The sequence below is a fragment of the Pseudonocardia sp. T1-2H genome (assembly GCF_038039215.1).
Taxonomy (GTDB): domain Bacteria; phylum Actinomycetota; class Actinomycetes; order Mycobacteriales; family Pseudonocardiaceae; genus Pseudonocardia.
The window spans coordinates 1,969,841-1,992,816 of the sequence record NZ_JBBPCL010000001.1 but is presented as its reverse complement, the minus strand read 5'-3'; the positions used below and the strand labels follow the sequence as shown (position 1 = coordinate 1,992,816).

The following is a 22,976-nucleotide window of genomic DNA, read 5'->3' as shown; positions in this document are numbered from 1 at the left end:
CTTGAAGTTCTCCTCGAACGGAGAGGCCGGCGAGGCGACTGCGGCGGGTCGGCGACATCGGTGACTACTCCGGTCGGCGGTGACGGTCCGTGCCCGATGATGTGCAGGGGAAGCCGATTGGGTCAATTGCCACTTGCGGCTACTGTCTATCCGCGGAACGGATAACGTCAGCGCGGCTGTGAGCGCTCACCGGCCGCCCTGGAGGAACAACGCGTGGGACGCGTCGACAACCTCGACTGGCTGGAGACCTTCGTCGCCGTCGTCGACAGCGGCGGGTTCAGCGCCGCCGCCGACAGCGTCCACCGGTCGCAGTCCCGCGTCAGCTCGCACGTCGCCTCGCTGGAGCAGGCCCTCGGCGCGCGCCTGTTCGACCGCACGCACCGGCCCGTCGTGCTGACCGACGTCGGCGAGGCCTTCCTGCCGCACGCCCGCGCGGTCCTGGCCGAGCTCGGCCGCGGGCAGGCGGAGGTCGACGCCGTCCTGGGCGTGGTCAGGGGCCACGTGGTGCTGGGCAGCTATCCCAGTGCCAGCGCCGCCTTCGTGCCCGAGGTGCTGAGCACGTTCACGGCGCGCCACCCGCACGTCAGCATCGACCTGTCCGAGCGTCCCACCCTCGACCTCTCCGGGGCCCTCGAGTGCGGCGAGCTCCACCTGGCGCTGCGCCCGCTCGCGCCGCACGACCACACCGACGGGCTCGCGTTCCGGGCGCTGTGGCGGGAACCGCTCGTCGCCGTCTTCCCGCCGGACCACCCGCTCGCCGAGCTGCCCGCACCGCTGTCGCTGTCCGAGCTGGTCGCGCACCCCCTCGTCACGATCGGCGGCTCGATCGGCCGCGACGTGCTGTACGAGGCCCACGTGGCGCTCAAGCAGCTGGGGACGGCGACACGGATCGCCTGGCAGACCGACCAGCCGCAGACGCTGGTGAACTTCGTGCGCGTCGGGCTCGGCGTCGGGATCACCAACGCCCTCGCCATGAGCGTGTCCGACACCGCCGGCGTGGTGGTCACCGAGGTCGGCACCCCCGCCGACGGCCGGACGGCCGCGGTGTTCTGGAATCCGCATCGCGACACGCCGCGGGCCGCGCACGCGCTGCTGGAGGCGATCCTCGCCACGCCGCCCCCGCGAGGCACGGTGCCGTGCCGCAGGGCGCATCAGCATCACGCCCGACCGGGTAGCCCCCACCGGCCAGGGGGTTAGCCGGCGCGAGCCGGGTCCGCGGCCTTCAGTGGTTGTCGCGCGGCAACCCCATGCTCTGCGCCACGCGTTGGTAGGCCACGGCGGGCTTCAGCACCATGCCGCCGCTCAGCTGGTCGACCATGGAGCGCTGGATCTCCTGCCACGGGGTCTGCGACGGGGGTACCGGATAGCCACCGGCCTCGTCGAGCTTTCGCCTGCGCTCCGCGAGCTCCTCCTCGGGCACGAGGACGTCGGCGGTGCCGGCCACGAGGTCGATGCGGACCGTGTCGCCGGTCTGCAACAACGCCAGCCCGCCGCCCGCGGCGGCCTCCGGGGAGGCGTTGAGGATCGACGGCGAGCCCGACGTGCCGGACTGGCGGCCGTCGCCGATGCACGGCAGTGTGTGCACGCCGCGCTTGATCAGCTCCGCCGGGGGCTGCATGTTCACCACCTCCGCCGCGCCCGGGTAGCCGAGCGGGCCGGTGCCGCGGACGAACAGCAGGCAGTCCTCGTCGATCTTCAGGTCGGGGTCCTCGATGCGGGAGTGGTAGTCCTCCGGCCCGTCGAAGACGATTGCCCGGCCTTCGAGCACGTCGGGGTGCTCCGGGTCGGAGAGGTAGCGCTCGCGGAACTCCGCAGAGATCACGCTGGTCTTCATGATCGCGCAGTCGAACAGGTTGCCGCTCAGCACGAGGAAGCCGGCGTCGCCGACCAGTGCGTCGTCGAAGGTCCGGATCACGTCGCGGTCGGTGGCGACCGTGTTGCGACAGTTCTCGCCGATCGTGCGGCCGTTCACCGTGGGCGCGTCCTCACGGATGAGACCGTGCGCCATCAGCTCGTTCACCACCCCGGGCACCCCGCCCGCCCGGTGGAACTCCTCGCCGAGGTACTTGCCGGCCGGCTGCAGATCGACGATCAGCGGGACGGTGAGCCCGATGGTCTCCCAGTCCTCCATCTCCAGCGGCACGCCGGCGTGCCGCGCGATCGCGGTGATGTGGATGGGGGCGTTGGTCGAGCCGCCGATCGCGGAGTTGACCACAATCGCGTTCTCGAACGCCTCGCGGGTGAGGATGTCGGACGGCTTGAGGTCCTCGTGCACCATCTCGACGATCCGCCTGCCGGTCCGGTACGCCATCCGCGCGCGGTCGCGGTGCGGCGCCGGGATCGCGGAGCAGCCGGGCAGGCTCATGCCGAGCGACTCGGCGAGGGCGTTCATCGTGGACGCGGTGCCCATCGTGTTGCAGTGCCCCGGCGACGGGGCCGAGGAGGCCACCATCTCCACGAAGGCGGCCTCGTCGATCTCACCGGTGGCCAGCAGCTCCCTGGCCTTCCAGACGATCGTGCCGGAGCCCGCACGCTCGCCGTTGTACCAGCCGTTCAGCATCGGGCCGCCGGACAGCACGATCGCGGGGATGTTCACCGTGGCCGCCGCCATGAGGCAGGCCGGGGTCGTCTTGTCGCAGCCGGTGGTCAACACCACGCCGTCGAGCGGGTAGCCGTAGAGCACCTCCACCAGGCCCAGGTAGGCGAGGTTGCGGTCGAGGGCGGCGGTGGGTCGCTTGCCGGTCTCCTGGATCGGGTGCACCGGGAACTCGACGGCGATGGCGCCCCTCTCCCGGACGCCCTCGCGTACGCGATCGGCCAGCACGAGGTGGTGACGGTTGCACGGGGAGAGGTCCGAGCCCGTCTGCGCGATCCCGATGATCGGCTTGCCGGACTGCAGCTCCTCCCTGGTCAGGCCCCAGTTCATGTACCGCTCGATGTACAGGGCTGTCATCCCCGGGTTCTCCGGGTTGTCGAACCACGCCTGGCTGCGGAGTCGGCGTGGCTGGTCGCTGGTCATGCGGGGTCTCCGATCGGTCTGTCCCGGGGTGGGCGAAGCCGAGCACTCACATCACCGCCCCGAGCTGCCACGGCACGAACTCCTCCTGGCCGAAGCCCAGCTCCTCGCTGACCGTCTTCCGGCCCGACGCGGTCTCGAGGACGAGCTGGAACAGGCGCTCCCCCACCTCCTGCACGGAGGCGCCGCCGCCGAGGATCACGCCGCAGTCGAGGTCCATGTCTTCGGACATCCGCTCGTACATGTCGGTGTTGGTGGCCAGCTTGAGGCTGGGTGTGGGCTTGCAGCCGAGCACCGAGCCGCGGCCGGTCGTGAAGCACATGACCGTGGCGCCTCCGGCCACGATCCCGGTGACGGAGACCGGGTCGTAGCCCGGCGTGTCCATGAACGTGAAGCCCTTGGCCGTGACCCTCTCCGCGTAGCCGTAGACGCCGGTCAGGTTCGTGGTGCCGCCCTTGGCCACGGCACCGAGCGACTTCTCCAGGATCGTCGTCAGGCCGCCCGCCTTGTTGCCGGGCGAGGGGTTGTTGTCCATCGACCCGTGGTTGTCGGCCGTGTACTTCTCCCACCACTTGATCCGCTCGACGAGCCGGTCGGCCACCTCGCGGCTCACGGCGCGGCGGGTGAGCAGGTGCTCGGCGCCGTAGATCTCCGGCGTCTCCCCGAGGACGGCGGTGCCGCCGTGGCACACCAGCAGGTCGACGGCGGCGCCCAGCGCCGGGTTCGCCGTGATGCCGGAGTAGGCGTCCGAGCCGCCGCAGTTCAGGCCGAGCACCAGCTCGCTCGCCGGGACCGTCGTGCGGCTCACCTCGTCGGCCGGCGGCAGCATCGCCCGGAGGGCCTCGACGCCCGCGCGGACGGTGGCGGCCGTGCCGCCCTGCTCCTGGATCGTCATCGTCCGCACGGGTGTGCCGGGGTGAAGGTTCCACTCGTCGGCGACGCCCGAGATCTGGTTGACCTCGCAGCCCAGCCCAAGCAGCAGGACCCCGGCGAAGTTGGGGTGCTCGGCGTAGCCGGTGAGCGTGCGCTGCAGTACGGCGAGACCCTCGCCGGCGCTCGCCATGCCGCACCCGGTGCCGTGGGTGAGGGCCACGACGCCGTCGACGTTCGGGAACTCGTCGAGCAGCCCGGGCCTGCGGAACTGGTCGGCGATCATCTTGGCCGCGGTGGCCGAGCAGTTCACCGAGGTGAGGATGCCGAGGTAGTTGCGGGTGGCCACCCGGCCGTCGGGCCGCACGATGCCCTGGAACGTGGCGCGCTCGGCCTCGGGCACCATCGGCGTCTCGGTGACGTCGGCGCCCACGGCGTAGTCGCGCTCGAAAGCCTTGAACTCGACGTTGTGCGTGTGCACGTGATCGCCCGGCGCGATGGGCTTCGCCGCGAACCCGATGATCTGGTTGTACTTGCGCACGGGCTCGCCCGTGGTCATGGGGGCGATGGCGACCTTGTGGCCCCTCGGCACGGCCCGGCGCACGGTGACCCCGCCCGCCGCCGTGCCCTCCTCGAGATCGCCGGAGGCGACCACCACGTTGTCGGCGGCGTGCAGGAGGACGCCGAGCTCCTCGACGGACGGTGCCATGCTCATCAGCTCTCCCCGGTGGTGGGCGGCGCAGTGCTCGGGTCGGTCAGTCCCACGGCAGGAGCCGCCCGTCGTCGTCGAAGGCCATCGGGGCGGGGTCGCCGGTGATCTCCAGTCCCGGGTCGGCCAGCACCGCGTCGCGCAGCGACTCCGACACCAGCAGGTGCTCGAGGTCGAGGGTGTTGCGCATGCGGACCAGCGTGACGGCGTCGAGGTCGGGCCGCCCGCAGGTCTGGACGGCGGCGGCGATCGCGCTGCGGTCCGTCGCCATCGCCATCGGGATCTGGGCCCGTTGCGGGCCGCCGAGCCCCGAGGTCATCGCGTTGATGTAGACGCTGCGCAGGTCGATCTTCTCGAGGAGCCGGAACGAGACGAAGTCGGCGAGACCCAGCCCCACCGCGTTGCCGTGGGAGGCGTCGCTGACGTCCAGCACGGCGATGTTGGCGATGCGCGGGCGGTCGAACTCGGCGCTGCCGCGGATCATCATGCGCCCGATGACGTTGGTGTCCATGCCGGCGCCGGAGAAGTTCTTGCCCATCGCGTCGATGACGGCGACGTCGATGTCCTCGAAGGGCAGGGTGGCCATCCGCCGTTTGGAGTCGACGAGCAGAGCGGTCTCCGCGGGCCCGCCGATGTCGTGGGCCTCGACCAGCTCGATCCGGGCCGCCCGGTCGTGGGCGTTCTCGACGATCGCCAGCCCGCCGAGCACCTTCCCCGTCTCGACGATCCGCCGGGCGACCGGTGGGATCCACACGCCCAGGTTGGCGGGGCCGAACCGGTGGATGCCCTCGGCGCCCCGCTGCTTGCCGAGCCCGATCGCGATGATCTTGGAGAGGCCGCTCTCGACCTCGCCGCTGAAGTCGGTGTGGGCCTTGACGCGGTTGACCGCGAGGATGCCGTCCGCCTTCGCGGCGTGGGCGTCGAGGTGCACCGCGGGCCCGCCGGGCACCCGGTCCAGCTCGACGGTCTCCATCGTCGCGTGGATCGGCAAGCCGAGTGACTCCTCGGTCATGCCCAGGTCGGCGAGCAGCTGCACCTGCCCCTCCGCGGTGGCGCCGCCGTGCGAGCCCATCGCGGGCACGACGAACGGCTCGGCGCCGAGGGCGCGCAGCCACGCCCCGGCCGCGCGCACCACGGCGGGCTTGTCGTGGATGCCGCGGCTCCCGGCCGTGATCGCCACGCTCATGCCGGGGGTCACCCGGGCCCGGAGCGGCTCGAGCGCCTGCGCGGTGGCCGCGGCGACGTCCTCGACCTTCAGGGGGTCGAAGCGCTGCCGGACGGGCAGCAGCCGCGGGAACGGGACGTCGAAGCTGAGCTCCCGCACCACCTCGAACGGGCCGAGGTCCTTGCGCACCATGTCTCCGCTCACCGCGTCTCTCCTCCTATGCGCGGGCGGCGGCGCGGGCCCGCGCCATCGCCGCCCCGACCGTGACGGCCTCGACGAGGCTGTCGGCGCTCGCCCGCCCCGTCCCCGCGATGTCGAACGCCGTGCCGTGGTCCACGCTCGTGCGGACGATCGGCAGCCCGATCGTGGCGTTGACGCCCGTCTCGAAGCCGAGGACCTTCACCGCGATGTGGCCCTGGTCGTGGTACATCGCGATCGCCACGTCGAAGTCGCCGGCGACGGCCCTGCCGAACAGCGTGTCGGCGGGCCACGGCCCGGTGGCCGCGATCCCCTCGGCCTTCGCCTGCTCGATGGCGGGCGCGATGACCCGCGCCTCCTCGTCGCCGAACAGGCCACCCTCCCCCGCGTGCGGGTTGAGGCCGGCGACGCCGACGGACGGCGCATCGATGCCCATGTCGCGCAGGGCGCGGTGTGCGAGCCGGATCGTCGTGAGGACGCGCTCGGTCGTCACGCGCTCGAGCATCGCCCGGATGCCGACATGGGTGGTCACGTGCACGACCCGCAGCTTCAGCGCGGTGAGCATCATCGCGAAGTCGGTGGTGCCGGTGAGCTCCGCGAGGATCTCGGTGTGTCCGGGGTAGGGGTGCCCGGCGAGCGCGATGGCCTCCTTGTTCAGGGGCGCGGTGACGATGCCGTCGATGTCGCCCGCGAGGGCCAGGTCGACCGCCCGCTCGACGCCCTCGAACGCGATCTGCCCCGCCTCGGCGCAGAGCCTCCCGACGGGCACGGCGACATCGGACGGCACCGTGAGCACGTCGAGCGTGCCGGGCTCGAAGCGCGCCTCCGCCGGCGAGGACACCGCGCGGAGCGCGGGAGCGTCGGGCACCACCGCGGCGGCGGAGCGCAGCGCGGCCAGGCTGCCGATCGCGACGAGCCGGGCGACCTCCGCCCGGGGGTCGCGGGACGCCGTGAGGACGACCTCGGGTCCGATGCCGGCCGGGTCGCCGACGGTCAGGCCGAGCAGGGGTGTCATACGCATGCCTCCAGTGCCTCCGCGGCCCGCCGCAGCGCGTCGCGCGCGCCGAAGCCGCCGGACTTCGTCACCACCGGCACCCGCCGGTCGCCCCTCACCAGCTCGCCCAGCGGCAGGCCCTCGGCCACCTCCGCGAGCAGGCGCATCTCGGTCGCACCCAGAGCCGTGGCGACGGCGAGCGCCGTGGCGCCGCCGGTGAGGACCAGGCCCACCGCCGGGACGGCCTCGAGCACGGCGGACACCACCGCGGCCAGCTTCTCGGCGAGTGCCGCCGCTGCCGGGCTCTCGGGCTCGACCTCGCCGTCGACCTCGCAGGTCAGCACGGCCCGGCGCCCGGCCCGCAGCGCGGCGCCGGCGGCCTCGGCCGCGTGCGGACCTGCCACGACGAGCGCGGCTCCGGCCTCGCGCAGCGCCGCCACCTGCGCACGGGTGGCGGCGTGCGGCGTCCCGACGACGACGAGCACGCCGGTGACGCCGGTCCGCGGCCGGAGTGCCGGCCGGGGCGGATCCACCAGCACGGCCGCGAGGGCACGGGACAGCCCGCCCGAGCCGACGGCCACACAGCCACCGTCGAGGATCCGGCGCGCGAGCGCGACGAGGTCGTCGTGGGTCTCGGCGTCGACGACCCGGGCGCCCGCCGGGAAGTGCTCCTCGATCCGTAGCACGGTCGTCTCGCCGTGGACGACCAGCGCGCCGCCGCGAACCGTGCGGCCCTGAGCGGGGAAGGCGGGAGTGGCCACCGCGCCTGCGCCGCCCCAGGCGTCCAGCGCGCCGGAGACGTCCGCGTGCACCTGGCCGCGCAGCGTCGAATCGATCTTGACGAAAAGGGTCTCGGGCGCCCAGTCCCGGACGCGGGTGACCGCGGCGCGCATGCGTTCGGCGGCTTCGGCGGCGGGCCGCCAGCGGTTGTCGGTGAGCAGCGCGAGCACCTCGACGCCCGCCGGATCAGCCGGCGACAACGCGACGGAGACGGCGAGGCCGCGGGCCGCGAAGGGTGCGGCGGCGTCGGCCGCGCCGGTCAGGTCGTCGGCCACGACGGCCAAGCGGCGAACGGCGCCGGCGGAAGCCACTGCGACCGATGACCTCCGTCCGACGGATGCAACCCTGCCTGGCCGAAACTAGGTGTGGCCGCTTCCCGGTGTCAACGGCCCTCCGACAGCGGCGGAGCGGAGCGCGCCCCACGGCCCGTACCCGATCCGCACCGGGTGCCCCTCGCCCTCGACCGTGGGGCCGGTCCGGGGCAGCGCGACTCCGCCGCGTACCCCCGCTCCTTCGGGTAGCGCCTGCGTGCCGCCGGGCGGATCGCGGCACGTGAGGCTCGGGACCGACCGAACGACCGAGCCGCTACCGAGGGGTGCCGGGGGTCGGTGTCGACCGCGCTGTGCACGTCGCAGTCGATCGCTCCGAACCCGGCGACGGGTGTCCCAGACGTCATGAGCCGCTCCTGCCTCATTGCCGGCGGTATCTTGGCATACCAACATCTCAGATGCTCGACCTCAAGCGTCTCCTCGGGCTCGGCTCATGGCCGTCCGCGTATCGCTCCCATCGCCAGGACCTCATGGACGCCCGTCCCGCCCGACCATATGTTTCGGATGGTCGCCTCACATGACGGCCGCCACACGAGGAGGTGCCATGGGATCACTGTGGATCGTCGGGCTGGTCCTGGTGCTCTACATGGGCGTGCTCGGGCTGATCAGCTGGTGGGCCCGGCGGTCCTCGAACAGCGCCGAGGGCTTCGCCACGGGCGGCCGGGCGTTCCCCGCGGTGCTCGTCGGGTTCCTGCTGGCCTCGGAGTTCCTCGGCAGCACCGCGAGTGTCGGTACCGCCCAGTCGGCGCACGAGCACGGCATCTCCGCGGCCTGGAACGTCGTCTCGCTGGCGCTGGGCTTCGTGCTGTTCTCGGTGCTCCTGGCGCGGCGCTTCCGCGAGCTCGGCGAGAACACGATCTCCGGTGCGCTCGCGCGGGCGTACGGCGAGCGGGTCCGCCTCGCCACCTCGTCGATCATGATCTGCGCGCTGCTGATCGTCGCCGTCTCGATCTACGCCAGCGGCGGCGCGATCCTGTCCGGGCTGCTCGGCATCGGCACCGCGCCGGCCATCGTGGTCACCGGCGTCCTCGCCGTGGCCTGGGTGAGCATCGGAGGGATGCGTTCGGTGGTCTACACCAACGTGCTCCACGCGAGCGTGAAGCTGATCGGCGTCGTACTGCTGGCCGTCGTCGCCCTGCGCGCCGCCGGCGGGCCGGGCCGGCTGCAGACCGAGCTGCCCCCGCGGATGCTCGCGTGGGACGGGATCGGGTGGGCCCAGATCGGGGCGTGGCTGATCGCCGGCGTCGGCGCCATCTTCGCCACCCAGTACGTCGTCCAGGCGGTCACCACGACCGCCGACGGACGCTCCGCCCGACAGTCCGGGTTGTGGTCGGCCGCCGTGCTCGTCCCCTTCGGACTGTGCTCCGCGGTGATCGGGCTGTGCAGCGCCCTGGTGCACCCGGGCATCCGCTCCATCCAGGCCCTGCCCGCGTTCGTCCTCGAGCTGAACCCGTGGGCCGCGGGCCTGGTGGTGTGCGGCCTGTCCGGCGCCATGTTCGGGACGATCGCGGCGCTGACCCTCGGGGCGTCCACCCTGCTGCTCAAGGACTTCCACCGCCCGTGGCGCGACCGCCGGGGCCACGGCGCGGAACCCGCCGGCGACCTGCGCTTCCTACGGCTCGCCACCGTGGTCACCGGGCTGCTGCCCATCGTGCTGGCCCTGTTCGCCTCGGACGTGCTGACCGTGTCGTTCCTGGCCAAGTCGCTGCGCGCGGCGCTGGCCGTCCTGGTGCTCCTGATGTTCTACGGGCCACGGTTCGGAACCCGCGCCGGCGCGTTCTGGAGCATCATCGCCGCGCTGGTGGCGACCATCGGCTGGTTCCTCGCCGGCGACCCGTTCGGCGTCGACAACGCCTACATCGCGGTCGCGATGCCGCTGCTGGTCATGACCGCGACCCACCTGTGGAGCCACCGGCCCGGCCGCATCCCCGCCGACGGAACGGGGGTCGCCGGTACCCCGCCGTCCCCCGACGACGCCACCCGACCCCGCGAGGAGCCCGCCCGATGACCGCCGACCTGCGGGAGCACGAGTTCGTGTTCCTTCGCGAAGAGGCTCGAACCTGCCCAGGGGTCCGGCGCGGCTGAACCGCGACGGTCAGTCCGGCGGCCGCGGCCGGAAGGGGCACTCCACGTCCGGCCCCTTCTGCACGACGAGCGCCGTCGAGACCGGGACCTCGTGCCACAGGCCCGGCAGGTCCGTCAGCGGCTGGGAGACGACCGCGCGGGAGTCCTCCGAGAAGTGCTTCCACCGCTCGTCCTCCGGGTAGAGCAGGCGTAGCGCGTCGACCTCCGCGCTCACGAACAGGCTGTTGACCACTGGCCCGCTGGCGTAGCGCGCCGCGTACAGCCGCTCGCCGTCGGCCGCTCCGACCGTCATCTGCAGCGGGTTCTCGACGCCCGCGGCCCGCCCAACGGACTCCACGAATCCGGCCATCCGTTCGAGGGCGGCGACCGGGTCGTGCTCGAGCCCGAACGTCAGCGCCAGGAAGAACATCACCTCGGAGTCCGTACTGCCCTGGATGTGCGGGAAGAGGTCGGGGCGCACGGCGAGCACCAGGTCGCGGCGGAGGCGGCCGAAGTCGGCGATGTAGCCGTTGTGGACGAAGATCCAGTTCCGGTATCGGAAGGGGTGACAGTTGGTCTGCTGCACCGGGGTGCCGGTGGCCGCGCGCACGTGCGCCAGGAACAGGCCGGAGCGGACCTCGCCGGCGATCTCGCGAAGGTTGGCGTCACCCCAGGCGGGCGACGCGCTGCGGAACAGCGCCGGCTCCGGGCCGAACCCGTACCAGCCGAGGCCGAAGCCGTCGCCGTTGGCGGTCGCCATGTCGGGCTGGGCGCGCCTGCTCTGCTCGATCAGGGAGTGCTCGGTGTCGTAGACCAGTTCCTTGGGCTCGATCGGCTTGCCGTAGTACCCCAGCCACCTGCACATGAGCTCCTCCTCGACCTCGGCCCCGGCCCTCCTCGAGGCCGGCGGACGCCGCCGGCTCATTACTCCCGGAGGGACTGCTGTCCTCGAACCGGGTGACGCCGAGCCGGCACTCCGGCACCTCCGGGACAGGTACCCCAGGATTCCGGGACCACCCGCCGCGACCCACTCGGCGCCGCCTTCGTGGCCGCCCGACGCCTACGCGACGGCGACGCTGCATCAGCGCGGGCACGTCGCCCGCGACCGGTGCCGTCGCGGCGGCCGAGGGCCGACGTGCGGTCCTCACGGGCGTAGGGCACGAATACGTCGGTCGGTGCCCCTCCCGCTGCAGCCGGTCATCGGCCATCCTGCTCGCATGCCTCGTCATCGCCGCCCTGCTCGGCCGCGTGCTCCACGCCCCCGGGGTCGCGATACCGACCTCCACCGCGGCGGCCGAGGCGCGAAGCGGGCGACCATGCCGCAAAGCATCGCCGCCGGGCCGGGGGTCAGCTGATGATGCGCACTGGTGTCGAGGCGGCTGCCCACTGCCCGGGCGTCACGCGCCGAACGATGGTGGTCGGAACCTGCGCCGCGGCGTGCGGGGCCCTCACGGGATGCGGTACCGGGGGTCCGGGCGCCCCTCCTGCACCGGGAAGCCCGACGCCTTCAGGCTTCGGCACCGCTCCGGCAGGCGCCACGGCGGTGCTGGCCGGGGCCCACGACCTGCCCGTCGGAGGCGGGAGAGTCTTCCCCGAGCACAACGTCGTCGTCACCCGGCCTTCGGCAGAAGGTTTCGCGGCCTTCGACGCCATCTGCACCCACGACGGGTGCACGCTCACCGAGGTGGCCGAAGTGACGATCCGCTGCCCGTGCCACGGGAGCCGGTTCACGATCACCGACGGCGCAGTGGTGACGGGCCCCGCGAAGCGGGCACTGACCCCCCGTGGGATCACGGTCGAGGGGGACTCGATCATTCTCGGCTCGTAGAACGACTCTTCGGCGTGAACCCGTGGGGACACACCCCGGCTCACGGCCTCTGGCCAACCACTCCGGAGGCTGGTTCCACCCCATCCACGTGCACCTCGTGGACTTCGAGATCCTCGACCGCGACGGGAAGCCGCCGGAGCCCCACGAGGTGGGACCGAAGGACGTGGCCTACGTCGGGGAGAACGAAGTCGTGCGGGTCATCGCGAAGTTCGGCCCACGGTGCGGGAAGTACATGATGCACTGCCACAACGTCGTCCACGAGGACCACGACATGATGACCAGCCTCGAAGTCGGGCGCGGCGGCCCCGACCCGGTCACCACGGCACGATCGCGGCCCGTGTCCGAGCGACCGAACACCCCGTCGGTGAAACGGCGCCCCTCGTGTGAGACCGCCGGGTTGACAGGGGCGATGCCGCACCGACGCTGCTCGTCCGTCACGCCAGCGCAGCCGCCTTGCGCAGCAGCACCGACCGCTCGCGGACGTTGCGGCACAGTCGGGCGGCCAGCTCCAGCTCGGCTCGCGCCTCCGCGGTGCGGCCGAGCCGGACGAGCAACTCGCCGCGAACGCTCGCGAGCAGGTACGACCCCGACAGGCGATCGGAGGCCACCAGCTCGTCCACGATGGACAGTGCCTGCCGGGGTCCGCTCGCCATCGCGACGGCCACGGCCCGGTTGAGCTCGACGACGGGTGACGGAGCCACGCGGCCGAGCGCCTCGTAGAGGAGCACGACACGCTCCCAGTCGGTCTCCGCCACGGAGGACGCCGACGCGTGGCAGGCAGCGATCGCGGCCTGCAGCCCGTACGGTCCGAGGCCGCGCCGGACGGCCGAGGCCCGGCCGAGCGCGGCCAGACCGCGACGGATCGCCGACCGGTCCCAGAGGCGTCTGTCCTGATCCTCCAGGAGTACGGCCTCGCCATCGGGCCCGGTGCGTGCGGGAAAGCGCGCGGCCGTGAGCTCGAACAGGGCGAGCAGCCCGAACACCTCCGGCTCGTCGGCCAGCAATGCGGCCAGCATCCGGGCCAGCCGGATCGCCTCGTACGCGAGATCGGGGCGCAGCAGGCGGTCGCCGGTCGTCGCCGTCGAGCCCTCCGTGAAGATCACATACAGCACGCTCAGGACACCCCCGAGCCGCTCGCGCCGTTCCTCGGACGGTGGTTGCTCGAACGGCACTCCCGCCGCGGCGATCGTCTTCTTCGCCCGCGTGATCCGTGCCTGGACCGTCGGCACGGGCACGAGGAACGCCCGGGCGATCTCCTCGCTCGCCAGGCCGCCGACCGCGCGCAGCGTCAGGGCCACGCGGGCTTCGGGCGAGAGCACGGGATGACAGGACACGAACATCAGCGCGAGGACGTCGTCGTCGACCCGGTCGGGATCCCACGGCAGGTCGTCCGACCGGTCCCGCGGGGCCACCGCGCCCGAGCTCGCCTCCCCCTCGGCGAGCTGGCCGGCGAGCATGGTGTACCGCTCGTCGAGCGCCGACCGGCGGCGGAAGCCGTCGATGGCGCGCCGCCGCGCGGTCGCGAGCAGCCAGCCCACCGGGTTCGTCGGCGCGCCGTCCCGCGACCAGGTGACGAGCGCCTCGGCCACCGCCTCCTGCGCGACGTCCTCGCCGAGCGCGAAGTCCCCGGTGTAGCGGGCCAGCGCACCGACGATCCGTGCGGACTCGATCCGCCAGACGGCCTCGACGGCCCGCCGCGCCGACTCGGTGCTCGGCGGGCCGCCGGTGACCGCCGGCATCAGAGCTGGCCGGTCCGCTCGCGCCACGCCCGCTCCTTGGTGATCCATTCGTTGTCCTGCGGGAACTCGTCGATGCCCGGCACGCGGCGGACCTCGCACTTCGCGCCGGCGACCGCCGGCAGTCGCTTGGCCCACTCGACCGCCTCCTCCTTCGAAGCCACCTCGATCACGTAGAAGCCGCCGAACAGCTCCTTCGTCTCGCCGTACGGACCGTCGGTGACCACCGGCGTCTCACCGCTGAAGTCGACCACCACGCCCTGGGCCGGGTCGTCCAGGCCCTCGGCGGCGACGAGCACGCCGGCCCGGATCATCTCCTCATTGAAACGACCCACCGTCTCCAGCATCTGCTCGAAGGGCGTCTCCATCATCTTCGCCACGGACTCGTCCGTGCCTCGCATGATCAGCATGTACTTCGCCATCGTCGATCTCCTCGATCTCGGGGTCGCCGCTCGACCCTCTCACCCCCAGGTCGAACGGGGCAGCTGCGAATCGACACGGTGACGCGGGCTCTGCACCCCGACGAGGGTCCGGCCCGTCGTCCTCTCGTCGATGCCCGCGAGGGCGGTGGTTGAACGCGGTGCGGCTCGAGGGAGAACATGATGCGTTCCACGCCCCCGCCGTCGAGGAGTCGTCATGTCCGTTCTCTCCACCGTGCTCGACGCGGCCCGCTCCGGCGCGGTGCAGGTCGTCGACCTGACCACCCCGCTGCAGGAGTCGACGCCGATCCTGGAACTCCCGCCGCCGTTGGCGAACACGAGCCGGTTCCGGCTCGAGGAGCTCAGCCGCTACGACGACCGCGGCCCGGCCTGGTACTGGAACGACATCCACACCGGCGAGCACACCGGCACCCACCTCGACGCGCCGGTGCACTGGGTGTCGGGCCGGGACGGGCTCGACGTCTCGCAGGCCCCGCTGAGCACGCTGGTGGCCGCGGCCGCGGTGATCGACATGACCGCCGAGGTGGAGAAGGACCCCGACTTCCTGCTGGAGATCGACCACGTGAAGGCCTGGGAGGCCGAGAACGGCCCGCTGCCCGACGGCGGCTGGCTGCTCTACCGCACCGGATGGTCCTCCCGGGGCGAGGACGCCGTGGCGTTCGCGAACGCCGACGAGAACGGCCCGCACACCCCGGGCGTCTCGCCGGAGTGCGCGCGCTGGCTCGCGCAGGAGTCGCCGATCACCGGCTTCGGCACGGAGACGGTCGGCACGGACGCCGGCGCGGCGCACAGCTTCGATCCGCCCTTCGCCTGCCACAACTACCTCATGGGCGCGAACAAGTGGGGCCTCACGAGCCTGCGCAACCTCGACGCGCTCCCGCTCACGGGTGCGATGTTGATCGTGTCGCCGCTGCCGATCGTCGGCGGCTCGGGCAGCCCGGCCCGCGTGCTCGCGCTGGTCGAGCGGTGAGCGGTCCCGTCACCACGAGCACGGTCGCCGACGTCGTCGGCGCGCTGCTCGCGGACCTCGGCGTCGGGCACGCGTTCGGGGTGGTGGGGAGCGGCAACTTCCACGTCACCAACGCCCTGCGCGAGCACGGCGTGCCGTTCACCGCCGGACGCCACGAGGGCGGTGCGGCCACCATGGCCGACGCCTTCGCGCGCACGTCCGGCGACGTCGCGGTGCTCTCGCTGCACCAGGGCTGCGGGTTGACCAACGCGCTGACCGGCATCACCGAGGCCGCCAAGAGCCGCACCCCGCTGCTCGTGCTGGCCGCCGACACGGGCGGCGCCGCCGTGCGGTCCAACTTCCGCATCGACCAGGACGCCCTGGTGGCGTCGGTCGGCGCGGTGCCCGAGCGGGTGCACTCGGCCGCCTCCGCGGTGGCCGACGTGCTGCGCGCCTACGACACGTGCCGCAACCAGCGCCGGACGGTGGTCCTGAACCTGCCCCTCGACGTGCAGGAACAGCCCTGCTCGGCGCCGTCACCGCCGCCCCGGTTCGTCGAGGTGCTCCCGGCCCGGCCGAACGCCGCCGCGGTGGCCGCGCTGGCGGCGCTGATCGACCGCGCCGAGCGACCCGTGTTCATCGCGGGCCGCGGCGCCCGGCACACCGGCCCCGAACTGGCCGCGCTCGCCGACACCTGCGGGGCCCTGCTGGCCACGTCCGCCGTCGCGAACGGGCTGTTCACGGGCCATGCCTGGAACCTCGGCATCTCCGGCGGGTTCGCCACCGACCTGGCCGCGGAGCTGATCACCGGGGCGGACCTGGTGGTGGCCTGGGGCGCGTCGCTGACGATGTGGACCACCCGCCACGGCGCCCTCATCGGCGACGACGCCACGGTGGTCCAGGTCGACGACACGCCCTCGGCCCTCGGCGCGCAGCGACCCGTCGACCTCGGGGTGCTCGGCGACGTGGCCGGGACCGCGCACGACGTCGCCGGCGTCGTCGCGGGTGGCCCGGGCTACCGCACCGCCGAGATCGGTGAGCGCATCGCGGCCGAGGGCCGGTGGACGCAGATCCCGGTGCCCGCCCAGCCCGCCGACCCCGACCACATCGACCCCCGGACGCTCTCCACCGCCCTCGACGCCCTGCTGCCCGCCGAGCGCACGGTGGCCGTCGACTCCGGCAACTTCATGGGCTACCCCAGCGCCTACCTGACCGTGCCCGATGCGGCGGGGTTCTGCTTCACGCAGGGCTTCCAGTCGATCGGACTCGGGCTGGCCACCGCGCTGGGCGCCGCGATCGCCCGTCCGGACCGGCTGACCGTCGCCGCGTCGGGCGACGGCGGGTTCCTCATGGGCATCTCGGAAGCTCGAGACCGCGGTGCGTCTGGGCATCGGCCTGCTGGTCGTGGTCTACGACGACGCCGGCTACGGCGCCGAGTTCCACCACTTCGAGGGCGCCGACCACGGCACCGTCCGCTTCCCGGACGCAGACCTCGCCGCGATCGCGCAGGGATATGGCTGCGCAGCGGCCACCGTCCGCTCCGAGGACGACCTCGACGCTGTCCGCAAGTGGCTGGAAGGGCCACGGGACCGGCCGATGCTCGTCGACGCGAAGGTCCGCACGGACGAGGCGGCCTGGTGGCTGGTGGAGGCGTTCCGCGGGCACTGACCGCTCACAACCCCCTCTCGTCGAGCAGCGGCGGCCACCGGTCGGCCCATGGCGCGGCGGCCTCGAACGCTGCGGAGGCGCGGAGCACGAGGGCGTCGTCGAGGCGGCGGCCGACGATCTGGAGCCCGACCGGCAACCCGTCGGGGGTGAAACCGGCGGGCACGGTCGCGGCGGGCTGGCCGGTCAGGTTGTACGGGAACGTGAACGACAGCCAGTAGAACTGCTCGACCTCCCGCCCGTCGATCACGGTCGGCCCCTGGATGCCGTGCTCGAAGGCGGGCACGGCCAGCGTCGGGGTGAGCAGCAGGTCGTAGTCCCGGAAGAACCGCCACGACGCGTTGTAGACCGCCTTGCGCCCCATGAGCGCGGTCGTGAACTGTTCCGCGGTCCAGTCCGCGCGCAGCACCTCGACCAGATGTGGGCTCATCCGGTCGCCGAGGGAGTCGGCGAGGCGGCGCAGCCCTACCAGGTCGCTCTCGTTCATGACCACGCCCCAGAAGGACTCGTACGGGTCGGCCCAGCCGGGATCGGCACGCTCGACGACACAGCCGAGGTCGCGCTCGAACACCTCGGCGGCCCGGTCCACGACCGCGCGGACCTGCGGGTCCACTGCCGCGTACCCGAGATCGGGGCTGTAGGCCACGCGCAGGCCGCGCAGATCGCCGTCGACGGCGCGCCGCCAGTCGACGCCGTCGGACGGGATGCTCAGACGGTCACGGTCGTCGTGCCCGGCGATCACGGACATCACCAGCGCGGCGTCGGCGACGGTGCGGGTCAGCGGGCCGATGTGCTCCAAGGACTCCCAGCTGGACACGCCCGGATAGCGCTCGTCCTTGGTCCCCGGGTACAGCGGCACCCGGCCCATCGTCGCCTTCAGCCCGTAGAGCCCGCAGAAGCTGGCCGGGATGCGCACCGAGCCGCCGCCGTCGCTGCCGAGGGAGAACGGGCCGATCCCGGTGGCGACCGCGGCCCCGCTGCCGGCCGAGGAGCCGCCGGACGTGCGGTCGAGGTTCCACGGGTTGCGGGTCGGCTCGGCCAGCGGGGTCTGCCCGGTGCCCGAGTAGCCGAACTCGGGCACCTGCGTCTTCCCGATGACGATCGCGCCGGCGGCCTCGATCCGCTCGACCACGACGTCGTCCTCGTCGGGGACGAAGTCGGCGTAGGCGAACGACCCGGACGCCGTGCGCACCCCCTTGGTGCAGATCAGATCCTTGACCCCGGTCGGGACCCCGGCCAACGGTCCGACGTCGTGCCCGGCCGCGATCTCCGCCTCGAGCCGCTTCGCGCGCTGCCGGGCCTCCTCGGGGACGACCGTGGTGAAAGCGTTGAGGACGGGATCGAGCCGATCCAGCCGATCGAGGACCGCGTCGACCACCTCGACGGGCGAGAGCTCCTTCGCCGCCACGTGCCGGGCGATCGTGACCGCGTCCATCCGGCCGATCTCGTGCGTCGTCGCCACCATGACCTCCTGCGAGCCGGGGGCCGGACCAACGCGGCCCTGCCCCGAGACAAACACCCACGGCGTCGACCGACAAGGGGCATCCGACGGGTAGCGCTCACGGCCACGGGAGCGGTGAGCAACAGCGCCCGGCACTCCCCGGCCGCCGGCGCCCGGCCGGCTCGGTCAGAGCAGGGACCGCCCGACCTCCCGCAGGAGCGGGCCCGCCTCGGCGAGGCACCGGGCGGGATCGGGTTCCCGCTCGACGAGGGCATGCACCTCCCGGATCCCGGCGCCCGCCAGCTCGGCCGGGCCGAGCTCGCACCGGCCGCACACCGCCACCACCGGCACGCCCGACTGCCGCGCCGCCGCGGCGACGCCCGCGGGCGCCTTGCCGCGCAGGGTCTGCGCGTCGAGCGCCCCCTCCCCCGTCACGACGAGCGCGGCGCCGGCGAGCCGCTCCGCGAAGCCGGTCAGCTCCAGGACCACCTCGATCCCCCGGCGGCGTCGCGCGCCGAGGACCGTGAGCGCGGCGAAGCCGACGCCGCCCGCCGCTCCCGCACCGGGCAGGGTGGCTCCGTCCGGTGCGACGAGCCCGGCGAACCGGGCCAGCGCGGCGTCGAGCAGGACGACGTCCTCGGGTCTCGCCCCCTTCTGCGGGCCGTAGACCGCCGCGGCCCCGGCCGGCCCGAGCAGCGGGTTGTCCACATCGGAGGCCAGCACGATCCCGACGTCGCCGAGCCGTGGGTCCAGGCCGCCGAGGTCCACCGCGTCCGCGTGGGCCAGGGCCGCGCCGCCGTCGGGCAGCTCGTGGCCCGACGCGTCGGTGATCCGCGCGCCGAGCGCGCTCAGCAGGCCGGCACCGCCGTCCGTGCCCGCGCTGCCACCGACGCCGAGCACGATCTGGCGGGCCCCCGCGTCGAGCGCGGCCGCCACGAGCTCGCCGGTGCCGCGGCTGCTCGCCCGCATCGGCTCCGGGCCGTCCGGCAGCAGCGCCAGGCCCGACGCCGCCGCCAGCTCGACCACCGCCGTGCCGTCGCGGAGCGCGATCGCGGCGTCGACCGGCTTCCCGGTCGGCCCGGTCACCGTGACCGGGCGGCGCCGGAACCCGGCGGCGAGGGCCGCGTCGAGGGTGCCCTCGCCGCCGTCGGCAACCGGCAGCTCGACGGCCCGGTGGCCCGCTTCCCGCAGCCCGGCGGCCAGGTGGGCCGCGACCTCGGGCGCAGTGAGCGAGCCCTTGAACTTGTCCGGCGCGACCAGCACGTGGCCACTCATCGGGTCGGGCCTGCTCCGATCGGGATCGTGGCGGTCGGCGCGTCCTCGGCGGTCGTCGCGAGCTCCTCGAACTCCGTGACCGCGTCGATCTCCTGGCCCATCGCGATGTTCGTGACCCGCTCCAGCACCACCTCGACGACGACCGGGACCCGGTGCAGCCTGACGAGCTCCTTCGCCCGCGCGAACGCCCCCGGCAGGTCCCGCGGATCGGTGACGCGCAGGGCGGTGCAGCCCAGCCCCTCCGCGACCTTGACGTGGTCGACGCCGTACTTGCCCAGCTCCGGCGAGTTGATGTTGTCGAAGCCGAGCTGCACGCAGTAGTCCATGTCGAACCCGCGCTGCGCCTGCCGGATCAGCCCCAGGTAGGAGTTGTTCACGACGACGTGGATGTAGGGCAGGTTGAACTGCGCCCCGACCGCCAGCTCCTCGATCATGAACTGGAAGTCGTAGTCGCCGGACAGGGCGACGACCGTCGCGTCGGGGTCCGCGACCCGCACGCCGAGCGCGGCGGGGACGGTCCAGCCGAGCGGGCCGGCCTGCCCGCAGTTGATCCAGTGCCGGGGCCGCTGGACGTGCAGGAACTGCGCTGCCGCGATCTGCGACAGCCCGATCGTGCTGACGTAACGGGTGTCCGGCCCGAACGCCCGGTTCATCTCCTCGTAGACCCGGTGCGGCTTGATCGGGACGTCGTCGAAGTGCGTCCGGCGCTGCATCGACCCCTTGCGCCCCACGCACTCCCGCACCCACTCTGCGCGACCGGGCAGCTCGCGCTCGCGGGCCGCCTCGAGCATCCGGCGGAGGAATGCACCCGCGTCGGAGGCCACGCCGTAGTCCGGCGCGAACACCCGGCCGATCTGCGTGGGTTCGACGTCGACGTGCACGAAGGTCCGCCCGCGCCGGTAGACGTCCAGGCCCCCGGTGTGCCGGTTGGCCCACCGGTTGCCGACGCCCAGCACCAGGTCCGACGCCAGCAGGGTCGCGTTGCCGTAGCGGTGCGCGGTCTGCAGGCCGGCCATGCCCGCCATGAGGGGGTGGTCGTCCGGGATGGCACCCCAGCCCATGAGCGTCGGGATGACCGGGACGTCGAGCAGCTCGGCGAGCTCCACCAGCTCGGCGCAGGCGTCGGCGTTGACGATCCCGCCGCCCGCGACGATCACCGGACGCTCGGCCCCGGCGAGCAGGTCGAGCACCTTCTCCACCTGGGCCCGGGTCGCGGCCGGGCGGTGGACCGGCAGTGGCGCGTAGGTCTGCGCGTCGAACTCGATCTCGGCCTGCTGGACGTCGATCGGCAGGTCGAGCAGGACGGGACCGGGTCGCCCGGAGCGCATCAGGTGGAAGGCCTGCGCCAACGCGCCGGGGACCTGCGCGGGCTCGCGCACCGTCATCGCCAGCTTGGTGACGGGGGCGGCGATCGCGGCGATGTCGACCGCCTGGAAGTCCTCCTTGTGCAGCTTCGCGACCGGGGCCTGCCCGGTGATCGCGAGGATCGGGATCGAGTCGGCCATGGCGGAGTACAGCCCGGTGATCATGTCCGTGCCCGCGGGGCCGGAGGTCCCGACGCAGACGCCGATGTTGCCGGGCGCCGTGCGCGTGTACCCCTCGGCCATGTGCGAGGCGCCCTCGACGTGCCGGGCGAGGACGTGCTGCAGGCCGCCGTCGCGCCGCATCGCGTCGTAGAACGGGTTGATCGCGGCGCCGGGCAGGCCGAAGACGTGGGTCACCCCCTCGGCTCTGAGGATGGCGACGGCGGCGTCGACGGCGCGCATGCGGGTCATGTCGTGGGTTCCTTCCCGGACAGCTGGTCGACCTGCATCAGCAGGGCGCTGTGGTCGAGCCCGCCGTGGCCCTGCGCGCGCAGCGACCCGACGAGCTGGGCGACGTGCGCACCTAGCGGGATCGCGACGCCGGCCGCGCGGGCGGCGGCGGTGACGATGCCGAGGTCCTTGTGGTGCAGGTCGATCCGGAAGCCCGGCGCGAACGTACGGGCGCGCATCGTCGCGCCCTTGCGGTCGAGGACGGTGCTGCCGGCGAGCCCGCCGCCGAGGACCGCGAGCGCGGACTCGGTGTCGACGCCGTGCGCCTCCAGGAAGACCAGCGCCTCGGCGACGAGCTGGATGTTCCCGGCGACGATCAGCTGGTTCGCGGCCTTCACGGTCTGCCCGGCGCCGGCCGGCCCGACGTGCACGACCGTCTTCCCGACGACGTCCAGGATCGGTCTGGCGGCCTCGACGTCGGCGGTGTCGCCACCGACCATGATGGACAGCACCGCCTCGACGGCGCCGGCCTCTCCCCGCTCACCGGGGCGTCGACCGGCCGGATCCCGCGCTCCACCTCGGCCTCGGCGATCCGGCGGGTGACGTCGGGCCGGATGGTCGAGCAGTCGATGTGCAGGGCGCCGGGCTTGGCGTTCGCGAGGATGCCGTCCTCGGCGAAGACGAGGTCCTCGACGTCCGGGCTGTCCGGGACCATGGTGATCACGACGTCGGCCTCGCGGACGGCGTCGGCCGTGTCGGTGGCGGCGCGTCCGCCGCGCTCGACGAGCACGTCGACGGCGAGCCGGGAGCGGTTGTGCCCGACGACGTCGTAGCCGGCGTCGACGAGGTGCGCGGCCATCGGGGCGCCCATGATGCCGAGGCCGATGAAGGCGATCGTGCGGTTCGGGGTGCTCATGCGGACTCCTTTTCGAGCCAGCCGAAGCCGGGCCGCGTGGGGACGTACTCGAGCGCGGTGCGGCCGCGGTACCCGGCGGCGTCCAGCGCGGCGAGCAGGTGGGGGAAATCGAGGTCGCCGGTGCCGGGCTCGTGGCGGCCCGGGGTGTCGGCGAGCTGGACGTGGGCGATCCGGCCCACATATCGGGCGATCACGGCGTCGAGGTCCTCGCCGTTGACGGCCAGGTGGTAGAGGTCGGCGAGCAGGCCGAGGCTGGGCGCGCCGACCCGGTCGAGCGCGGCCACGGCGTCGGCCGCGGTGCGCAGCGGGTAGCGCTCCGCCCCGCTCAGCGGCTCGAGGACCACGGTGGCGCCGATCCGCTCCGCCTCCTTCGCGGCGTGGGCGAGGTTCTCGACGGCGAGGTCGTCCTGGCCGGGCGCGCCCTCGATGCGGTTGCCGTAGAGCGCGTTGAAGATGCCGGTGCCGAGGCGGTCGCCGATGCCCACGGCCACGGCCACGGAGTCGCGGAACTCGCGCTCGCGGCCGGGCCAGGAGACGAGGCCGCGGTCGCCGGCGGGCATGTCGCCGGCGTAGAAGTTGAGGCCGACCAGCCGCACCCCCGCGTTCTCGACGGCGGCGACGAAGGCGTCGACCTCGGCCTCGGCGGGCGCGGCGGTGGCGAAGGGCCACCAGAACTCGACGGCGTCGAAGCCGGCCGCGGCGGCCGCCGCGGGCCGGTCGAGCAGCGGCAGATCGGCAAGAACGATCGAACAGTTGAGCGCATGGCGAAACGCCATGACGACCTCCATTACTTGGGCATTATGGGGCCATACGGCACAAATCCGCCCGGGATTCGGTGCGTTACGGC

Annotated in this window: 16 protein-coding genes and 3 pseudogenes; 6 read left to right on the top strand and 13 right to left on the bottom strand. The window is 73.2% G+C overall.

The window, feature by feature from the left end:
- Window positions 1-213 precede the first annotated feature (213 nt).
- Window positions 214-1,197 (top strand): LysR family transcriptional regulator, encoded by a 984-nt coding sequence (locus WBK50_RS09980; RefSeq protein ID WP_341335318.1) that lies wholly within the window; start codon window positions 214-216, stop codon window positions 1,195-1,197.
- Between the two features lie 25 nt (window positions 1,198-1,222).
- On the opposite strand, the gene WBK50_RS09975 is transcribed toward WBK50_RS09980, so the two are convergent.
- The 5 genes from WBK50_RS09975 to WBK50_RS09955 are packed head-to-tail and all read right to left on the bottom strand — an operon-like array spanning window position 1,223 to window position 8,007.
- Entirely contained in the window at window positions 1,223-3,019 is a 1,797-nt protein-coding gene (locus WBK50_RS09975; protein WP_341335317.1) for an IlvD/Edd family dehydratase, read from the bottom strand.
- A gap of 46 nt (window positions 3,020-3,065) precedes the next feature.
- Window positions 3,066-4,601 carry a UxaA family hydrolase gene (locus WBK50_RS09970; protein WP_341335316.1) on the bottom strand — a complete coding sequence of 512 codons (1,536 nt, stop codon included), beginning with the start codon at window positions 4,599-4,601 and terminating at the stop codon, window positions 3,066-3,068.
- Window positions 4,602-4,641: 40 nt separating this feature from the next.
- Window positions 4,642-5,964: a hypothetical protein gene (locus WBK50_RS09965; protein ID WP_341335315.1), complete on the bottom strand. Its 1,323-nt coding sequence runs from the start codon at window positions 5,962-5,964 to the stop codon at window positions 4,642-4,644.
- A 13-nt stretch (window positions 5,965-5,977) separates the two neighbouring features.
- On the bottom strand, window positions 5,978-6,979 hold the full coding sequence (pdxA, locus tag WBK50_RS09960) for a 4-hydroxythreonine-4-phosphate dehydrogenase PdxA (RefSeq protein ID WP_341335314.1): 1,002 nt from the start codon (window positions 6,977-6,979) through the stop codon (window positions 5,978-5,980).
- Window positions 6,970-8,007 carry a four-carbon acid sugar kinase family protein gene (locus WBK50_RS09955; RefSeq protein WP_341339349.1) on the bottom strand — a complete coding sequence of 346 codons (1,038 nt, stop codon included), beginning with the start codon at window positions 8,005-8,007 and terminating at the stop codon, window positions 6,970-6,972. Before WBK50_RS09955 ends, pdxA begins: the two co-directional genes overlap by 10 nt.
- Before the next feature lie 598 nt (window positions 8,008-8,605).
- Here WBK50_RS09955 and WBK50_RS09950 point away from each other — a divergent pair.
- Entirely contained in the window at window positions 8,606-10,069 is a 1,464-nt protein-coding gene (locus WBK50_RS09950; RefSeq protein ID WP_341335313.1) for a sodium:solute symporter family protein, read from the top strand.
- Window positions 10,070-10,156: 87 nt separating this feature from the next.
- Here the strand turns inward: WBK50_RS09950 and WBK50_RS09945 are convergent, their stop codons facing one another.
- A complete protein-coding gene (locus tag WBK50_RS09945) occupies window positions 10,157-10,990 on the bottom strand; it encodes a class II glutamine amidotransferase (RefSeq protein WP_341335312.1) in 834 nt (277 codons plus the stop codon).
- A gap of 678 nt (window positions 10,991-11,668) precedes the next feature.
- Between WBK50_RS09945 and WBK50_RS09940 the strand changes: the two genes are divergently transcribed.
- Together WBK50_RS09940 and WBK50_RS35040 are read left to right on the top strand one after the other, a co-directional pair.
- Entirely contained in the window at window positions 11,669-11,953 is a 285-nt protein-coding gene (locus WBK50_RS09940) for a Rieske (2Fe-2S) protein (protein ID WP_341335311.1), read from the top strand.
- Window positions 11,910-12,188 (top strand): annotated as a pseudogene (locus tag WBK50_RS35040) (multicopper oxidase domain-containing protein); the annotation flags it as partial. The gene WBK50_RS09940 and the pseudogene WBK50_RS35040, both read left to right, overlap by 44 nt.
- A 199-nt stretch (window positions 12,189-12,387) precedes the next feature.
- On the opposite strand, the gene WBK50_RS09935 reads toward WBK50_RS35040, so the two are convergent.
- Together WBK50_RS09935 and WBK50_RS09930 are read right to left on the bottom strand one after the other, a co-directional pair.
- Window positions 12,388-13,692, bottom strand: a complete 1,305-nt coding sequence (locus WBK50_RS09935) for an RNA polymerase sigma factor (RefSeq protein WP_341339348.1) — start codon at window positions 13,690-13,692, stop codon at window positions 12,388-12,390.
- Window positions 13,692-14,111: a YciI family protein gene (locus WBK50_RS09930; RefSeq protein ID WP_341335310.1), complete on the bottom strand. Its 420-nt coding sequence runs from the start codon at window positions 14,109-14,111 to the stop codon at window positions 13,692-13,694. Before WBK50_RS09930 ends, WBK50_RS09935 begins: the two co-directional genes overlap by 1 nt.
- 214 nt (window positions 14,112-14,325) lie before the next feature.
- Between WBK50_RS09930 and WBK50_RS09925 the strand changes: the two genes are divergently transcribed.
- Together WBK50_RS09925 and WBK50_RS09920 are read left to right on the top strand one after the other, a co-directional pair.
- Complete coding sequence (locus WBK50_RS09925; protein ID WP_341335309.1) at window positions 14,326-15,099, top strand: cyclase family protein; 774 nt, start codon at window positions 14,326-14,328, stop codon at window positions 15,097-15,099.
- Window positions 15,096-16,746, top strand: a pseudogene (locus tag WBK50_RS09920) (thiamine pyrophosphate-binding protein). The gene WBK50_RS09925 and the pseudogene WBK50_RS09920 overlap by 4 nt, the downstream one beginning before the upstream one ends.
- A gap of 4 nt (window positions 16,747-16,750) precedes the next feature.
- On the opposite strand, the gene WBK50_RS09915 reads toward WBK50_RS09920, so the two are convergent.
- The 5 genes and pseudogenes from WBK50_RS09915 to WBK50_RS09895 all read right to left on the bottom strand — a co-directional run bounded on the left by WBK50_RS09915 (window position 16,751) and on the right by WBK50_RS09895 (window position 22,905).
- Window positions 16,751-18,208 (bottom strand): amidase, encoded by a 1,458-nt coding sequence (locus WBK50_RS09915; protein ID WP_341335308.1) that lies wholly within the window; start codon window positions 18,206-18,208, stop codon window positions 16,751-16,753.
- Between the two features lie 162 nt (window positions 18,209-18,370).
- The gene (locus tag WBK50_RS09910) at window positions 18,371-19,459 is read right to left on the bottom strand and encodes a glycerate kinase (protein WP_341335307.1); all 1,089 of its coding nucleotides are present in this window, start codon (window positions 19,457-19,459) and stop codon (window positions 18,371-18,373) included.
- The gene (gcl, locus tag WBK50_RS09905) at window positions 19,456-21,234 is read right to left on the bottom strand and encodes a glyoxylate carboligase (RefSeq protein WP_341335306.1); all 1,779 of its coding nucleotides are present in this window, start codon (window positions 21,232-21,234) and stop codon (window positions 19,456-19,458) included. Before gcl ends, WBK50_RS09910 begins: the two co-directional genes overlap by 4 nt.
- A pseudogene (locus WBK50_RS09900) lies at window positions 21,231-22,129 on the bottom strand (2-hydroxy-3-oxopropionate reductase). Before WBK50_RS09900 ends, gcl begins: the two are co-directional and overlap by 4 nt.
- Window positions 22,126-22,905, bottom strand: coding sequence for a hydroxypyruvate isomerase family protein (locus tag WBK50_RS09895; RefSeq protein ID WP_341335305.1), 780 nt, complete (start codon window positions 22,903-22,905; stop codon window positions 22,126-22,128). Before WBK50_RS09895 ends, WBK50_RS09900 begins: the two are co-directional and overlap by 4 nt.
- Window positions 22,906-22,976: the final 71 nt, after the last annotated feature.

Coding starts and splice junctions, on each gene's coding strand:
- WBK50_RS09975 (WP_341335317.1), bottom strand. CDS start 3,019: ATGACCAGCGACCAGCCACGCCGACTCCGCAGCCAGGCGTGGTTCGAC.
- WBK50_RS09970 (WP_341335316.1), bottom strand. CDS start 4,601: ATGAGCATGGCACCGTCCGTCGAGGAGCTCGGCGTCCTCCTGCACGCC.
- pdxA (WP_341335314.1), bottom strand. CDS start 6,979: ATGCGTATGACACCCCTGCTCGGCCTGACCGTCGGCGACCCGGCCGGC.
- WBK50_RS09950 (WP_341335313.1), top strand. CDS start 8,606: ATGGGATCACTGTGGATCGTCGGGCTGGTCCTGGTGCTCTACATGGGC.
- WBK50_RS09945 (WP_341335312.1), bottom strand. CDS start 10,990: ATGTGCAGGTGGCTGGGGTACTACGGCAAGCCGATCGAGCCCAAGGAA.
- WBK50_RS09935 (WP_341339348.1), bottom strand. CDS start 13,692: ATGCCGGCGGTCACCGGCGGCCCGCCGAGCACCGAGTCGGCGCGGCGG.
- WBK50_RS09930 (WP_341335310.1), bottom strand. CDS start 14,111: ATGGCGAAGTACATGCTGATCATGCGAGGCACGGACGAGTCCGTGGCG.
- WBK50_RS09925 (WP_341335309.1), top strand. CDS start 14,326: ATGTCCGTTCTCTCCACCGTGCTCGACGCGGCCCGCTCCGGCGCGGTG.
- WBK50_RS09915 (WP_341335308.1), bottom strand. CDS start 18,208: ATGGTGGCGACGACGCACGAGATCGGCCGGATGGACGCGGTCACGATC.
- WBK50_RS09910 (WP_341335307.1), bottom strand. CDS start 19,459: ATGAGTGGCCACGTGCTGGTCGCGCCGGACAAGTTCAAGGGCTCGCTC.
- gcl (WP_341335306.1), bottom strand. CDS start 21,234: ATGACCCGCATGCGCGCCGTCGACGCCGCCGTCGCCATCCTCAGAGCC.
- WBK50_RS09895 (WP_341335305.1), bottom strand. CDS start 22,905: ATGGCGTTTCGCCATGCGCTCAACTGTTCGATCGTTCTTGCCGATCTG.